We start from the raw sequence: 15,013 nt of genomic DNA, 5'->3' as shown, positions 1-15,013 counted from the left end.
CAGGCCAATCAGGGTGAGGTGGGACGGGAAAGGCCGTGCGGGCGGGACGGGGGGGTACGCCTGTGGGGTGCGCCCTGGCCCCCTTCCCGGAACGGTGGGAAGGGGGAGACCAACTGCCAGGAGTGGGCTAGCCGTTGACGGCCGGGATGACCTTCGTCCCGTACGCGTCGATGGTGGCCTCCTGCGCGTCGTGCATGTCGTAGACGGCGAACTGGTCGACGCCCAGCTCGCGCAGGGCGTTCAGCTTCTCGATGTGCTTCTCCGCCGGGCCGATGACGCAGAAGCGGTCGACGATCTCGTCGGGCACGAACTCGGTGTCGGGGTTGCCGCTGCGTCCGTGGTGCGCGTAGTCGTAGCCCTGACGGGACTTGATGTAGTCGGTGAGTTCGTCGGGCACGGCGGCGGAGTGCTCGCCGTACTTGGCGACCAGGTCGGCGACATGGTTGCCGACCATGCCGCCGAACCAGCGGCACTGGTCGCGGGCGTGGGCCAGGGCATCGGGCGAGTCGTCCTCGGTGACGTAGGCGGGGGCGGCGACGCAGATGGTCACCTCGGACGGGTCGCGGCCGGCGGCCACGGCCGCGTCCTTCACCGCCTTGACCATGTACTCGGTGAGGTAGAGGTCGGAGAGCTGGAGGATGAACCCGTCGGCCTCCTCCCCGGTCATCTTCAGGGCCTTCGGGCCGTACGCGGCCATCCAGACCGGGAGTTCGGCGCCCGGCTTGATCCACGGGAAGCTGATGACCGTACCGCCCAGGTCGGCCTCCTCACCCCGGCCGAGGGCGCGGATCACCTTCATGGCCTCGCTGATGCGGGCGAGGGTGTTGGGCTTGCGGCCGGCCACCCGCATCGCCGAGTCGCCGCGGCCGATGCCGCACACCGTGCGGTTGCCGAACATGTCGTTGAGGGTGGCGAAGGTGGAGGCGGTGACCTCCCAGGTGCGGGTGCCCGGGTTGGTGACCATCGGTCCGACCGTCAGCTTGCTGGTGTTCGCCAGGATCTGACTGTAGATCACGAACGGCTCCTGCCAGAGCACGGCGGAGTCGAAGGTCCAGCCGTACCGGAAGCCGTTGCGTTCGGCCCGTTTCATCAGGCTGATGACCCGGGAGGCCGGCGGATCGGTCTGCAGGACGAGTCCGAAGTCCATGTGCGCTGCTCCTAGTTGAGGTACTGACAGGTGGAGCGCGGGGTGTAGACACCGTGCCCGGCGTGCCCGGTGTACTCCCGCTCGGTGATGACCGGTTCGCCGCGTGAGAGGACCGTCTCGACCCGGCCGGTGAGGCGCTTGCCCTCGTACGCCGAGTAGTCGACGTTCATGTGGTGGGTCTCGGCGGAGACGACCTGCTCGGCGTGCGGGTCGTAGATGACGACGTCGGCGTCGGCGCCCGGGGTGATGGTGCCCTTCTTCGGATACATGCCGAACATCCGGGCCGGGGTGGCGCAGGCGATCTCGATCCAGCGGCGGCGCGTGATGTGTCCGTCGACGACGGCCTGGTGGAGCAGGTCCATCCGGTTCTCCACGCCGGGCAGGCCGTTGGGGATCTTCGAGAAGTCGCCGCGGCCGAGTTCCTTCTGGCCGACGAAGCAGAAGGGGCAGTGATCGGTGGAGACGACCTGGAGGTCGTTGGTCCGAAGGCCCTGCCAGAGCTTGGCCTGGTGCTCCTTGGGGCGCAGCGGCGTGCTGCACACGTACTTGGCGCCCTCGAAGTCGGGCTCGGCGAGGTTGTCGGTGGACAGGAAGAGGTACTGCGGGCAGGTCTCGCCGAAGACCGGGAGCCCCTCGTCGCGGGCCCGGGCCAGCTCGGCGACCGCCTCCATCGCCGAGACGTGCACGACGTAGAGAGGGGCGCCGGCGACCTGGGCGAGCTTGATGGCGCGGTGGGTGGCCTCGGCTTCGAGGAGGGCCTTGCGGACCTCGCCGTGATACCTGGGGTCGGTCTCGCCGCGCGCCAGCGCCTGCTCCACCAGCACGTCGATGGCGATGCCGTTCTCGGCGTGCATCATGATCAGGCCGCCGTTCTCGGCGGAGCGCTGCATGGCGCGCAGGATCTGGCCGTCGTCGGAGTAGAAGACGCCCGGGTAGGCCATGAACTGCTTGAAGGAGGTCACGCCCTCCTCCACCAGCAGGTCCATCTCCTTGAGGGTCTCCTGGTTCACATCGGAGACGATCATGTGGAAGCCGTAGTCGACGGCGCAGTTGCCCTCGGCCTTGGCGTGCCAGGCGTCCAGGCCCTCGCGGAGGCTGTGTCCGACGCTCTGCACGGCGAAGTCGACGACGGTGGTCGTCCCGCCCCAGGCGGCGGCCCGGGTACCGGTCTCGAAGGTGTCGGAGGCGAAGGTGCCGCCGAACGGCAGTTCCATGTGGGTGTGGGCGTCGACGCCGCCCGGGATGACGTACTTGCCGGTGGCGTCGATGGTGCGCTCGGCGGTGAAGGCCTCGGCGGCGGGCGTTGCGGAGGCGGCGAGGGCGGCGATACGGCCGTCCTCGATCAGGACGTCGGCGTGGATCTCGTCGGACGCGGTGATGACGAGTCCGCCGCGGATTACTGTACGGCCGGTCATGGGGTCCTCTCGTTCGTGGTCACGTACGGGTCCGACGGTGGCTGGTCGCGCCCACGCGGCGGCAGCCGCATGTTCAGCCCTGCCCCGCGCGCCTTTGGGGCGCGAACGGCGCCGTCTGCTTCTACGGAGCCGTCAGCGGGCCGTAAGCGTCCGGGCGGCGGTCCCGGAAGAACTGCCAGCGGTCGCGGACCTCGCGGAGCTTGGCCAGGTCCAGGTCGCGGACGACGAGTTCGGTCTCCTTGTCGGAGGCCACCTCGCCGGCGAACTGGCCCTCCGGGTCCACGAAGTAGGAGGTGCCGTAGAAGTCGTTGTCGCCCAGGTCCTCCACGCCGACCCGGTTGATCGCTCCGACGAAGTACTCGTTGGCGACGGCCGCCGCCGGCTGCTCCAACTGCCAGAGGTAGCGGGAGAGTCCGCGCGAGGTGGCCGACGGGTTGAAGACGATCTCGGCACCGCCGAGGCCCAGCGCCCGCCAGCCTTCCGGGAAGTGGCGGTCGTAGCAGATGTAGACGCCGATCCTCCCGACGGCCGTCTCGAAGACCGGCCAGCCGGCGTTCCCCGGGCGGAAGTAGAACTTCTCCCAGAATCCGGGGACTTGAGGGATGTGGTGCTTGCGGTACTTGCCGAGGTACGAGCCGTCGGCGTCGATCACGGCGGCGGTGTTGTAGAGGACTCCGGGCTGCTCCTCCTCGTACACCGGCAGGATCAGGACGAGGCCCAGTTCGCGGGCGAGGGCCTGGAAACGCTGGACGATCGGGCCGTCCGGGACCTGCTCGGCGTACTCGTAGAACGCCTTGTCCTGGACCTGGCAGAAGTACGGCCCGTAGAACAGCTCCTGGAAGCACAGGACCTGGGCGCCCTGCGCGGCCGCGTCGCGGGCCGCCTGCTCGTGGACCTGGATCATCGATTCCTTGTCGCCGGTCCACGCGGTCTGGAAGAGGGCGGCGCGAATCACTCGGCTCATCGGGACCTCCGGTCGCTCGGGCGTGTGTCGCTCGATGTGCGAGGAGCCTAGAAAGTCCGAAAGCGGGCTTTGAGTGCCATCGTGTCACGTCTGCGGGCTCCCGGCGTGCCACCGTGTCACGCTGCCGCTGACCCATGTTTCACCGCCGTTTTCCCAGGTCGTCGCATGTTTCACTGCTGTTGCGCGTCGTGCGCGAGGAGTGCGATGTGCACGGAGGCCGCCTGCTCGAAGTCGTCGAGGTCGACGCCGAGCCGGGTCTGTATCGCCTCCAGGCGGCGGTACAGCGCGGGCCGGGAGACGTGGTGGAGCTGGGCGGTGCGGGACTTGTTGCGGCCGGTGGCGAGATAGGTCCGCAGGACGCCGAGCAGGTCCGGGTCGGTGCCGTTCGGGCACAGCAGTCCGTCCAGCTCGCGTTCGGCGAAGGACTGGACGTGCGGATCGTCCCGCAGCAGCCGGATCAGGCCGCGCAGGTGGACGTCCCTGAGGCGGACGACGGCCGGCAGATCGAGGGCCGCGGTGGTGTCGGCGACCGCGTCGGCGACGTGCTGGGCCTCGCGCAGGCCACCGGGTACGTCGTCCCAGACGGTACGGGCGCCCGCGGCGGCGACCACCGCGCGGGGCCCCGCCGACTCGTCGTGCAGCCGGGCGGCGAAGTGCGCGGCGAGGGCGTCGGCGTCCTGGTCGCGGGCGAGGCTGAGGAGGACGGCGGTGGTGCGCTCGGTGAGTTCGGCGACGAGTCCGGGCAGGCCCAGCAGGCGCAGGATCCGCTCCAGCTGGGCCGGTTCGGCGTCCCGTACGACCAGCGGGACGAAGCTGCGCCGGTTGACCGGGAGACCGGCCGCCCGGGCCCTGGGCAGCAGTTGGCGGGCCGGTACGACCCCGGAGACCAGGTCGGTCAGCAGGCTCTGCGCGGACTGCTCCTCCCAGGTGTGGGCGGAGCCGCCGCCGAGCATGCGGTGCAGCACCAGGGCCTCGGCGGCGCGGTCCGCGAGCAGCCGTCCGGTGGCGGTGTCGCCGCGGTGGCCGCAGAGCATGATCTGGCCCCAGCGCTCGCCCCGGCCGCCGAGTTCGGCGCGGATCCAGCCGTCGCCGGCGCTGCCGCCGGCCTGCCGGGCGATGCGCTCCCAGTCGCGCAGCACGTCGTCCACGGCCGACCGCTCCCCTGCGGTGGCGAGGACCCGGTGCGCGAGGTTGGTGACGACGACGGGGCAGGCGCTGTGCACGGCGACTTCGTCGAGGAGCCGCTGGAGGGGGGCGCCGGCCGTGATCAGGCCGGTGAGGGCGGTACGGACCGACTCGGAGAGGCTGACGGCGGCGAACTTCCGCCGTACCAGGCGGGACTGGACCTCCTCCGTCAGTTCGGCGAAGGGGAAGGGGCGGTGCAGGACCACCAGCGGGAGGCCGCACCTGTCCGCCGCGCGGCGCATGGCCTCGGGCGGGGCGGGGAAGGCGCGGCCGAGGCCGAGGACCACGGCGGCGGCCTCGGCCCGGTGCAGGGACTGGATGTACTCGGCCTGTTTGTGTTCGTCGCCGGCGAGCAGGACGCCGGTGGTGAGGACCATCTCGCCGCCGGTGAGCATGACGCCGACGTCGGGGGCCTCGGCGACGTGCACCCAGCGGACGGGGCGGTCGAGGTGGGCCGCGGCGGCCACCACCTCGGGGTCGCCGGCGAGGACCCTTTCCAGGGCGAGGATCTGGCGGACCGACAGTATGGGGTCTGTGGTGTTCGGGGGATCCCAAGTGGCGGTCATCGTGCGTGGTCCCTTGGTCGGGTTCGGTGCGAGTGGAGGCCTGCGGGCCGGTGGGGGCTGGTCGCGCAGTTCCCCGCGCGCCCCTTACGGGGCCTCAGGCAGCGCCCCCGAAGGGGCGCGGGGAACTGCGCGGCCGGCCACGACGGCGCCGCAGTCGACACACGGCGGGTCGCGGCGCTTCCGGCAGAGCGCCTAGTAGGCACTCCTCAGTGCCTGTTCGAGGATGGCCGCGCCCTCCTCCGCCTCCGCGGCCGTCAGCGACAGCGGCGGGGCGATGCGCAGCACGCTGGTGTGGTGGCCGCCGCCCTTGCCGATCAGGAGGCCGGCCTCCCTGGCCGCTTCCAGGACCGCCGAGGCGGACTTCGGGTCGGCCTCGTCCGTGCCGGGCCTGACCAGCTCGACGCCGATCATCAGACCGCGGCCCCGGACCTCGCGTACGCCGGGCAGCTGGGCGGCGACCGCGCGGAGTCGTTCGATGAGGAGGCCGCCGACCCGGCGGGCGTTGCCCTGGAGGTCGTGTTCCAGGAGGTACGACAGGTTGGCGAGGCCCGCCGCCATGGTGATCTGGGTGCCGCCGAACGTGGAGATGCTGTTGGAGTCCAGGCAGTTCATGATCTCCGAGCGGGCCACCACCCCGCCGATGGACATGCCGTTGCCGATGCCCTTGGCGAAGGTGAGGATGTCCGGCGGGCCGCTCTGGCCGTGCGCCTGCCAGCCCCAGAAGTGCTCGCCGGTGCGGCCCCAGCCGGTCTGCACCTCGTCGGCGATCCAGAGGATGCCCTGCTCCTGGAGCACCGTGCGGAAGGCGGCGTAGAGCCCGTCGGGCGGGGAGGTGAAGCCGCCGACGCCCTGGACGGGCTCGGCGATCAGCGCGGCCGGCGGGCGGGTGTGGCCGAGCAGGTCGCGCAGGTCGTCGACGCAGGCGGCGATGAAGTCACGGTCGTTCAGCCCGGCGAACGGGCCGCGGGTGCGGACGCCGCCGTGGACGTACAGCGTCTGCAGCGGGGAGAGGGAGGTCGGGGACCAGCCCTTGTTGCCGGTGATGCCGACCGCGCTGAAGGAGCGGCCGTGGTAGCTGTTGCGCATCGCCAGGACGGTGTTGCTCCGGCGGTAGGTGGTCGCCAGCAGCAGCGCCGTGTCGTTGGCCTCGGTGCCGGAGGTGGTGAAGAAGACGCGGGCGTCCGGGATGCCGCTCAACTTAGCGATGCGCTCGGCGAGTTCGACCATCGGACGGTTGAGGTAGAGGGTGGAGGAGTGGATGATCCGGCCGGCCTGCTCGCTCACCGCCTTCGTCACCTCGGGCAGCGCGTGCGCCGTCATCGTGGTGAGGATGCCGCCGAAGAAGTCGAGGTACCGGTTGCCGTCCGCGTCCCAGACGTGCCGTCCCTCGCCGTGCGTGATTTCGAGGGGCTCGTCGTAGTAGAGAGCCAGCCAGTCGGGCAGGACCTGGCGGTGGCGGGCGAAGAGGTCTTTCACGGCTGTACCAGCCCTTCGTAGGCGTCGGGACGGCGGTCGCGGTAGAAGGCCCACTGCTGCCGTACTTCTTCGATCAGGTCGAAGTCAAGGTCACGGACGACGAGTTCCTCGCTCTTGTCGCTCGCCACCTCCCCCACGAACTGCCCACGTGGATCGACGAAGTAGCTCGTCCCGTAGAAGTCGTTGTCCCCGTACTCCTCCTGGCCCACCCGGTTGATGGCGGCGACGAAGTACTCGTTGGCGACGGCGGCGGCCGGCTGCTCCAGTTGCCAGAGGTAGGCCGACAGGCCGCGCGAGGTGGCCGACGGGTTGTAGACCAACTGGGCTCCGTTGAGGCCCAGTTGCCGCCAGCCCTCGGGGAAGTGGCGGTCGTAGCAGATGTACACGCCGACCTTGCCGACGGCGGTGTCGAAGACCGGCCAGCCGGCGTTCCCGGGCTTGAAGTAGTACTTCTCCCAGAACCCCTTCACCTGCGGGATGTGGTGCTTGCGGTACTTGCCGAGGACGGTGCCGTCGGCGTCGATCACGGCGGCGGTGTTGTAGTAGAAGCCGGACTGCTCGACCTCGAAGACCGGGACGACGATCACCATGCCGGTCTCGCGCGCGAGTTCCCGCATACGACTGACCGTGGGGCCGTCCGGGACCGGCTCGGCCCAGCGGTAGTGCTCGGGTTCCTGGACCTGGCAGAAGTAGGGGGCGTTGAACACTTCCTGGAATCCGATGATCTTCGCACCCTGGCGGGCCGCCTCGCGGGCGTACACCTCGTGTTTCGCCACCATGGACTCGGTGTCGCCGGTCCAGGTGGCCTGGACCAGAGCGGCGCGTACGACGTTGGCCATGAACTGCTCCTTCGGCGGGTCGTCAGAGGCCTCTACGCCCGTAGAGGGACGAAAGTAAGCCTCCTTGGAGTCCTTGCCAAGACCATCGTCGTTAAGCCGCCGAGTCGATGGCGTTTCCTACCCTGGTGGAGGAGCGTGGCGGCCGGCCCCGCCACGGCGGACGGGCCTCAGGAGGCGAGGCCGGCCACCCGCAGTGCGTGCAGCAGGTCCCAGTGGCGCTGGTCGGAGACCGACTGCGCCGAACGGAGCAGCAGCGGCACCATGCGCCGGGGATCGGGTTCCGCGCTGTGGGCCGCCTCCTCCGGGGTGCGGACCTGGACGTAGGTGTCCAGCAGGGCCCGGGCCTCGCGGTGGCGGCCCTCCGTGTCCAGGGCGAGGACGGCCTCGCCGATCTCGGTGGCGGGGCGGGCGACGCCCTGGCGCAGGATCTGCCGGCCGTCGTCGGTCCGGCCCGCGGCGGTCAGGGCGTCGGCGGCCGCGACGAGCCGGGCGGGGGGCAGCGAGGCCGTCTCCCACAGCAGCGTGGCCCAGTCGGCGCCGAGTCCGGACCGCTGGAGGGCGTCCGCGAGCAGCGGGAACCGGGCGGCGGACCAGTGCGCGACCTCGGCCAGGAGCGCGTGTGCCTCTCCGGTGCGGCCCTCGGCCCGCAGCCGTTCGAGCCGCTCCACGGCCGCCGCCACGGCCCGCCCGGCCTCCTCGTCGGGCTGTGCCGGCACCGGCTCCGTCGGCACCGGCACCTCGGCGGCTCCGGCGAACCGGGCTCCGCGGGGGGTACGACGGCCGGTGTCGGCACCCGGCACGGGCGCCTCCGGCGTCAGCGGTACGACGGTGGGGGCGGCCTCGTCCTCGGCCATGCCGGCGAACCGGGCGCTGCCCCGCCGCCGCTTGCGCTGTTTCGCCGGGGCGGGGACGGGGTCCGAGACGGGCGCGGGGGCAGGGGCCGGGTCCGGGGTGGAGACCGGGGCGGGTACGGGAGTCGCGGCCGGGGCGGCAGCCGGGGCCGGGGCGGGCCGGGGGGCCACGGCGGGGGTGCCGCCCCGCAGGCGGCCGGCGACTTCGGTCCGGTACCGGAGCCTCGCCATCCGGGCCCGGAGCTCGGCGCACCGGGCGGTCGCCCGTTGGTGGTCGTCGCGGGCCCAGGCGAGGTCGACGTGCAGGGCCTCGGCCTCCTCCCGGGAGTGAGCGGAGTCGAGGGCGCGGCCGAGTTGGGCCAGCCGGTCGGCGGCGTACCGCTGTTCGCGGAGGGTGATGTCGAGGCGGTCGCTCAGGTCCTCGCGGGCGCCCGGCCGCGCGTCGTACGCGGTGAGCGCGTCCGTGTGCAGGAGGCGGGCCTGCTCGGCCTCGCGTGCGGCGGTCTCGGGGCCGTAGCCGGTCGCGAGATCCTGGAGCAGCGCCGCCACGACGTCCCAGGGCGGCAGCTCGCGCCCGCCGAGACAGGCCTGCATTCCGTCGGGATCGCGCTGCCAGAAGACGGCGCACCAGCCGGCGCCCTGGTCGAGGCGCGCCAGCAGGCCGTTCAGGTAGTTCGCGAACTCCCGCACCCGGCCCGGGAGCTGATCCACAGTCATCGCTCGACTCCCGCCAGACCGGAACACTCCGCTTCGTAGGCAACACCAGTCGTGTTACAGGGGTGCTACGGGGAGTTTTCGGCGGAAGGGCGGAGCCCTCATTGCCCGATCTTGACCGATGCACGCCACACGACGGCCGGGGCTCAGCGCTCCACGAGGTCGTCCATCGACTCTCGAACTGGACGAGGTGGCGCGCGGGGTGCTGCGCGAGGCCGGGGCCTCCTCCCCTTTCCTCGGCTACCGCCCCTCGTTCGCGCCCACCCCGTTCCCCGCCGTCATCTGCGCGTCCGTGAACGACGCGATCGTGCACGGCATCCCGACCGGCTACCGGCTGCGCGACGGCGACCTGGTCTCCATCGACTGCGGTGCGGTACTGGACGGCTGGGCGGGCGACCCGGCGATCAGCTTCACGGTCGGCAGGCCGCGCCCGGCGGACGTACGGCTGGTCGAGACGGCCGAGCGGGCGCTCGCGGCGGGCATCGCGGCGGCGGTCGTCGGCAACCGCATCGGCGACATCGCGCACGCGGTCGGCCGGGTGTGCCGGGACGCCGGGTACGGCATCCCGCAGGACTTCGGCGGCCACGGCATCGGCCGCCGTATGCACGAGGACCCCGGGGTACCGAACGAGGGCCGCCCCGGCCGCGGCCTCCCGCTCCGGCACGGCATGGTCCTCGCGATCGAGCCCATGCTGATCGGCGGCCGGGACGGCTACCACGCGGCCGCGGACGGCTGGACCCTGCGCACGAACGACGGCTCCCGGGCCGCGCACGCGGAGCACACGGTGGCGATCACGGAGTCGGGCCCGCGGATTCTCACGGCCAGGAAGTCAGAGAGCTGACCCGGGAATTTCCCGGGTGTCTCTTGTCGCGACATGCGGGTGGGCGCCGCACAAAAGGATTCTCCAGAACGCTGAACAACGACGGCGGCCCCCGCGCGCATATCCGTGACGGGCGGTGAAACATCCGCCCGAGCAGCGAAGGAGCTCTCACGGAAAACGTGCGTGTGAGGGTCCCGATCCCCCGGCCCACGCGGCGTCAGCCGGTGCTCCGCCGCCTCCGCCCCTGAGCAAGGCGGCGGCCCCGGCCGAATACCGACGGCCGCTGCCCACCTGGCATGACGCGCGTCCGGAGCACCGGCCGGATTCCGCATCCGGCCGGTGCTGAATTCCTCTGGTGAATTCTCTGCGGCGGGCTGGGCGGCCGCTGCCCGTGAAATGCGGTGGCGTACACGGGCCCGCCGCCGAACGGCTGAACATGCCCCCCTCCGGCGGGCGTGCGAAGGTGGTGTGACCGGGCCCTGCAGGGGCACCCGCGTGGACCGGCACGTCGACCAGCGAGCGCGTCCCGCCAGGCGCCGGGACGCCGGAACGGAACGAACGCTCATGACCAGCGGTTACCCCGGACCGGACAGCTTCGGACAGGACCCTTTCGGAGAGTTCCTCGCCCGCTTCTTCGGGGGCGGCGGAGCCCGCCAGGGGCCTCGGCAGATCGACATCGGCAGGCTGCTGAGCCAGCCGGCCAGGGAACTGGTCAAGGGCGCCGCCCAGTACGCCGCCGAACACGGCAGCCGGGACCTCGACACCGAGCATCTGCTGCGCGCGGCGCTCGCGGCGGAACCCACCCGCTCCCTGCTGAGCAGGTCCGGCGCCGATCCCGACTCGCTGGCGACGGAGATCGACGGCCGCGCGGGCCCGGTCCAGCACCCGCCCGGCGAGGCGCCCCCGCCGACCTCGCTCTCCCTCACCCCCGCCGTCAAGCGGGCCCTGCTGGACGCCCACGACCTGGCCAGGGCCAGCGGAGCCGGGTACATCGGCCCCGAACACGTGCTGGGCGCGCTCGCCGCCAACCCGGACTCGGCCGCCGGGCACATCCTGAACGCCGCCCGGTTCGCCGCCGCCGGCCTGCCGCCGGACGCCGCGGAGACCGACCGCTCGCTCGCCGGCCAGGACACCCGGCGCCGGGCCGGCGGCACGCCGACCCTGGACAAGTACGGCCGCGACCTGACGGAGCTGGCCGGCCAGGGCCGGATCGACCCGGTCATCGGCCGCGACGACGAGATCGAGCAGACCATCGAGGTGCTCTCCCGGCGCGGCAAGAACAACCCGGTACTGATCGGGGACGCCGGGGTCGGCAAGACGGCGATCGTCGAGGGGCTGGCCCAGCGGATCGCCGACGCGGACGTGCCGGACGGGCTCGCCGGGCGCCGGGTGGTCGCCCTGGACCTGCCGGGCGTGGTGGCCGGCACCCGTTTCCGGGGCGACTTCGAGGAGCGGCTCACCAACATCGTGGGCGAGATCCGCTCGCACTCCGACCAGCTGATCGTCTTCATCGACGAGCTGCACACCGTGGTCGGGGCCGGGGGCGGCGGCGAGGGCGGCGCGATGGACGCGAGCAACATCCTCAAGCCGGCGCTGGCCCGGGGCGAGCTGCACATCGTGGGCGCGACCACGCTGGAGGAGTTCCGCAAGATCGAGAAGGACGCGGCGCTGGCCCGCCGCTTCCAGCCGATCCTGGTGCCCGAGCCGACGGTGCCGGACGCCATCGAGATCCTGCGCGGGCTGCGCGACCGTTACGAGGCCCACCACCAGGTCCGCTACACCGACGAGGCCCTGGTCGCCGCGGTCGAGCTCTCCGACCGCTACCTCACCGACCGCCGGCTGCCCGACAAGGCGATCGACCTGATCGACCAGGCGGGCGCCCGGGTCCGCCTTGGTGCCCGCACCAAGGGCAGCGACGTGCGTGCCATGGAGCGCGAGATCGAACAGCTCACCCGGGACAAGGACCAGGCGGTCGCCGACGAGCAGTACGAACGCGCCACCCAGCTACGCGACCGCATATGCGGGTTGAAGAACCGCATCACCGAGCTCTCCGGCGAGGACCAGGCGGACGAGGGACTGAACCTGGAGGTGACGGCCGAGGCCATCGCCGAGGTGGTCTCCCGCCAGACCGGCATCCCGGTCAGCAGCCTCACCCAGGAGGAGAAGGAACGGCTGCTCGGCCTGGAGGCGCATCTGCACCAGCGGGTGGTCGGCCAGGACGAGGCGGTCGCCGTCGTCTCCGAGGCGGTCATGCGCTCGCGCGCCGGACTGGCGAGCCCGAACCGCCCGATCGGCAGCTTCCTCTTCCTCGGCCCCACCGGCGTCGGCAAGACCGAACTGGCCCGCGCGCTCGCCGAGGCGCTGTTCGGCAGCGTGGACCGGATGGTCCGGCTGGACATGAGCGAGTACCAGGAGCGCCACACCGTCTCCCGCCTGGTGGGCGCCCCGCCCGGCTACGTCGGCCACGAGGAGGCGGGCCAGCTCACCGAGGTGGTCCGCCGCCACCCCTACTCGCTCCTCCTCCTCGACGAGGTGGAGAAGGCCCACCCCGACGTCTTCAACATCCTGCTCCAGGTCCTGGACGACGGCCGCCTGACCGACTCCCAGGGACGCACGGTGGACTTCACCAACACGGTCATCGTGATGACCAGCAACCTGGGCTCGGACGTGATCACCAGGCGCGGCGCCGGCATCGGTTTCGGCCCCGGCGACGAGGAGGCGACCGAGGAGGCCCGCCGCGAACAGGTCCTGCGCCCGCTCCGCGACCACTTCCGCCCGGAGTTCCTGAACCGCATCGACGAGGTGGTCGTCTTCCTCCGGCTCAGCGGCGACCAGCTGCGCGAGATCACCGAGCTCCTCCTGGAGCACACCCGCCGCATGCTGCACTCCCAGGGCATCACGGCCCACTTCACGGACGCGGCGGTCAACTGGCTGGCAGAACACGGCTACCAGCCGGAGTACGGCGCCCGGCCGTTGCGCCGCACCATCCAGCGGGAGGTGGACAACCAGCTGTCCCGGCTGCTCCTGGACGGCACGATCGTGGAGGGCAGTCAGGTGACGGTGGACGCGGTGGGCGATCGCTTGGTGTTCAACAAGCAGAACCAGCCGAGCGCCCCGGCCTGAGGCGCCCCTTCAGGGGCGTGGGGCTGTAGCGATGTGCGGCTCCGCCGCGTGGGCGCGGCCGGCCCTCACGCCCCCGCAGCCCGCGAACTACCGAACCGGATCCACCACCTGCGCGGACCCTCCACCCCGCCGCACCGTCTCAGCCGCCGCCAGCCACTTCCCACCCGGCAGCCGCTGCACCCCCGTAGCCGCCCCGATCTCGGGATTCAACGAGAACGCGTGCCCGATGGCCTCCAACTTCCCCCTCAGCTCGGGGTCGTTGTACAGCGCCGGCTCCAACTCGGTCTTCGCCGCGTTCCGCTGCGAAGCACGGGGCGCCGCGATCGCGTCGACCAACGGCAGATGCCGGTCGAGGAACTCGGTCAGCACCTGAAGGACCGTGGTGATGATGGTCGCCCCACCGGGTGACCCCACCGCGACCACCGGCCGGTTCGCCCTGTCCAGCACGATCGTCGGCGAGATGGAGGACCGCGGCCGCTTCCCGGGCCCCGGCAGGTTCGGGTCGTGCACCGCGGGGTTCGCCGGCGTGAACGAGAAGTCGGTCAGCTCGTTGTTGAGCAGGAACCCGCGCCCCGGAACGGTGATCGCGCTGCCACCGGTCTGCTCGATGGTCAGCGTGTAGGAGACGACGTTCCCCCACCTGTCGGCGACCGTGAGGTGCGTCGTGTTCTCCCCCTCGTACGTGGTCGGCGCCGCCGTACCGGTCGACCCGGGGTCGTCGGGGTCGCCCGGCGCGACCGGGCTGGTCAGCACCGCGTCGTCGCTGATCAGCTTCGCCCGCTCGTCGGCGTACCGCTGCGACAGCAGCCCCTTCGTCGGCACGTCCTCGAACGCGGGGTCGCCGACCCAGCGCCCGCGGTCGGCGAAGGAGATCCGGCTCGCCTCGATGAAGTGGTGCAGGTACTGCACCTCACCGGCCTTGGAGAGGTCGGTGTTCTCCAGGATGTTGAGCGCCTCCCCGACGGTCGTCCCGCCGGAGGACGACGGCGCGATGGAGTAGACCTTCAGCCCGCGGTACCCCGTCTCGGTGGGCGCCTGCACCTTGGCGCGGTAGGCGGCCAGATCGTTCACGGACAGCTTGCCCGCTCTCGCCTTCCACCCCGAGGCCGGATCCACCGGCGGGTTGTCGACCGTCGACACGATGTCCTTGCCCAGGTCCCCCCGGTAGACGGCCCCGACCCCCTTCTTCCCCAGCTCCTCGTAGGTGCGGGCCAGTTCGGGGTTCTTGAAGGTGGAGCCCACCACCGGCAGCTTCCCGCCCGGCAGGAACAGCTTCGCCGTGTCGGGGAAGTACCGGAACCGGGTCTCGTTCGCGGCGGTCTGCGACTGGAAGGTGGCGTCGACGACGAATCCGTTGCGGGCGATCCGCTCGGCCGGTCTGAGCACACTGCCGAGCCGCCGGGTCCCCCACCGGCCGAGCGCCGTCTGCCAGGTGGCCGGCGTCCCCGGGGTGCCGACGCTCAGTCCGCTGCTCACGGCGTCGGCGAAGGCGAGCGGCCGGCCGTTCTCCACGAACAGGTTGGAGTCGGCGGTCAGCGGCGCGGTCTCGCGGCCGTCGATGGTGTGCACCGTACGGGACTTGGCGTCGTAGTAGACGAAGTAGCCGCCGCCTCCGATGCCGGAGGAGTAGGGCTCGGTGACGCCGAGCGCGGCGGCGGTCGCGACGGCCGCGTCGACCGCGTTGCCGCCCTTGCGGAGCACCTCGATACCGGCGGCGGTGGCATCCGCGTCGACGCTGGCGACCGCCCCGCCGTAGCCGACGGCCACCGGGGTTTTCGCGGCGGTGCCGGCGCCGGATGCGGGAGGCGCTGCCGCCCCCACCGACATCACGGCGGCCGAGACCGCCAGGACCGTCAGTTTCCGCGCGACAGGGCGACGCATCCGCACCTCCAGTTCCGGAACGTCCGCGCAGC

Annotated in this window: 10 protein-coding genes; 2 read left to right on the top strand and 8 right to left on the bottom strand. The window is 71.8% G+C overall.

Features of this window, described 5'->3' with window-relative positions:
- Positions 1–127 precede the first annotated feature (127 nt).
- The 7 genes from AB0P24_RS06375 to AB0P24_RS06345 form a co-directional block, all read right to left on the bottom strand.
- Positions 128–1,147, bottom strand: a complete 1,020-nt coding sequence (locus AB0P24_RS06375; protein ID WP_365791060.1) for a TIGR03842 family LLM class F420-dependent oxidoreductase — start codon at positions 1,145–1,147, stop codon at positions 128–130.
- A gap of 11 nt (positions 1,148–1,158) precedes the next feature.
- Positions 1,159–2,562, bottom strand: coding sequence for a dihydropyrimidinase (gene hydA, locus AB0P24_RS06370; protein WP_365791059.1), 1,404 nt, complete (start codon positions 2,560–2,562; stop codon positions 1,159–1,161).
- 121 nt (positions 2,563–2,683) lie between these two features.
- Positions 2,684–3,526 carry a nitrilase-related carbon-nitrogen hydrolase gene (locus AB0P24_RS06365; RefSeq protein ID WP_365791058.1) on the bottom strand — a complete coding sequence of 281 codons (843 nt, stop codon included), beginning with the start codon at positions 3,524–3,526 and terminating at the stop codon, positions 2,684–2,686.
- 170 nt (positions 3,527–3,696) lie between these two features.
- Positions 3,697–5,277, bottom strand: coding sequence for a PucR family transcriptional regulator (locus AB0P24_RS06360; protein WP_365791057.1), 1,581 nt, complete (start codon positions 5,275–5,277; stop codon positions 3,697–3,699).
- Between the two features lie 192 nt (positions 5,278–5,469).
- Entirely contained in the window at positions 5,470–6,753 is a 1,284-nt protein-coding gene (locus AB0P24_RS06355) for an aspartate aminotransferase family protein (protein WP_365791056.1), read from the bottom strand.
- On the bottom strand, positions 6,750–7,592 hold the full coding sequence (locus AB0P24_RS06350) for a nitrilase-related carbon-nitrogen hydrolase (RefSeq protein WP_365791055.1): 843 nt from the start codon (positions 7,590–7,592) through the stop codon (positions 6,750–6,752). Before AB0P24_RS06350 ends, AB0P24_RS06355 begins: the two co-directional genes overlap by 4 nt.
- A 167-nt stretch (positions 7,593–7,759) precedes the next feature.
- A complete protein-coding gene (locus AB0P24_RS06345; protein ID WP_365791054.1) occupies positions 7,760–9,160 on the bottom strand; it encodes a hypothetical protein in 1,401 nt (466 codons plus the stop codon).
- 118 nt (positions 9,161–9,278) lie between these two features.
- On the opposite strand from AB0P24_RS06345, the gene map reads away from it, so the two are divergent.
- Together map and AB0P24_RS06335 are read left to right on the top strand one after the other, a co-directional pair.
- The gene (gene map / locus AB0P24_RS06340; protein ID WP_365791053.1) at positions 9,279–9,998 is read left to right on the top strand and encodes a type I methionyl aminopeptidase; all 720 of its coding nucleotides are present in this window, start codon (positions 9,279–9,281) and stop codon (positions 9,996–9,998) included.
- A 543-nt stretch (positions 9,999–10,541) separates the two neighbouring features.
- The gene (locus AB0P24_RS06335; protein ID WP_365791052.1) at positions 10,542–13,100 is read left to right on the top strand and encodes an ATP-dependent Clp protease ATP-binding subunit; all 2,559 of its coding nucleotides are present in this window, start codon (positions 10,542–10,544) and stop codon (positions 13,098–13,100) included.
- A gap of 87 nt (positions 13,101–13,187) precedes the next feature.
- Here AB0P24_RS06335 and ggt read toward each other — a convergent pair whose 3' ends face one another.
- Entirely contained in the window at positions 13,188–14,981 is a 1,794-nt protein-coding gene (gene ggt / locus AB0P24_RS06330) for a gamma-glutamyltransferase (RefSeq protein ID WP_365791051.1), read from the bottom strand.
- Positions 14,982–15,013: the final 32 nt, after the last annotated feature.

It is taken from the genome of Streptomyces sp. NPDC086519, from assembly GCF_040686075.1.
Taxonomy (GTDB): domain Bacteria; phylum Actinomycetota; class Actinomycetes; order Streptomycetales; family Streptomycetaceae; genus Streptomyces; species Streptomyces shenzhenensis.
Note: the sequence above shows the minus strand (reverse complement) of the source record. Positions and strands in the feature narration are given on the sequence as shown.

Excerpts from the sequence above, each read along its gene's own strand:
- AB0P24_RS06375 (WP_365791060.1), bottom strand. The coding sequence starts at position 1,147 with ATGGACTTCGGACTCGTCCTGCAGACCGATCCGCCGGCCTCCCGGGTC.
- hydA (WP_365791059.1), bottom strand. The coding sequence starts at position 2,562 with ATGACCGGCCGTACAGTAATCCGCGGCGGACTCGTCATCACCGCGTCC.
- AB0P24_RS06365 (WP_365791058.1), bottom strand. The coding sequence starts at position 3,526 with ATGAGCCGAGTGATTCGCGCCGCCCTCTTCCAGACCGCGTGGACCGGC.
- AB0P24_RS06360 (WP_365791057.1), bottom strand. The coding sequence starts at position 5,277 with ATGACCGCCACTTGGGATCCCCCGAACACCACAGACCCCATACTGTCG.
- AB0P24_RS06350 (WP_365791055.1), bottom strand. The coding sequence starts at position 7,592 with ATGGCCAACGTCGTACGCGCCGCTCTGGTCCAGGCCACCTGGACCGGC.
- AB0P24_RS06345 (WP_365791054.1), bottom strand. The coding sequence starts at position 9,160 with ATGACTGTGGATCAGCTCCCGGGCCGGGTGCGGGAGTTCGCGAACTAC.
- map (WP_365791053.1), top strand. The coding sequence starts at position 9,279 with ATGCACGCCACACGACGGCCGGGGCTCAGCGCTCCACGAGGTCGTCCA.
- AB0P24_RS06335 (WP_365791052.1), top strand. The coding sequence starts at position 10,542 with ATGACCAGCGGTTACCCCGGACCGGACAGCTTCGGACAGGACCCTTTC.
- ggt (WP_365791051.1), bottom strand. The coding sequence starts at position 14,981 with ATGCGTCGCCCTGTCGCGCGGAAACTGACGGTCCTGGCGGTCTCGGCC.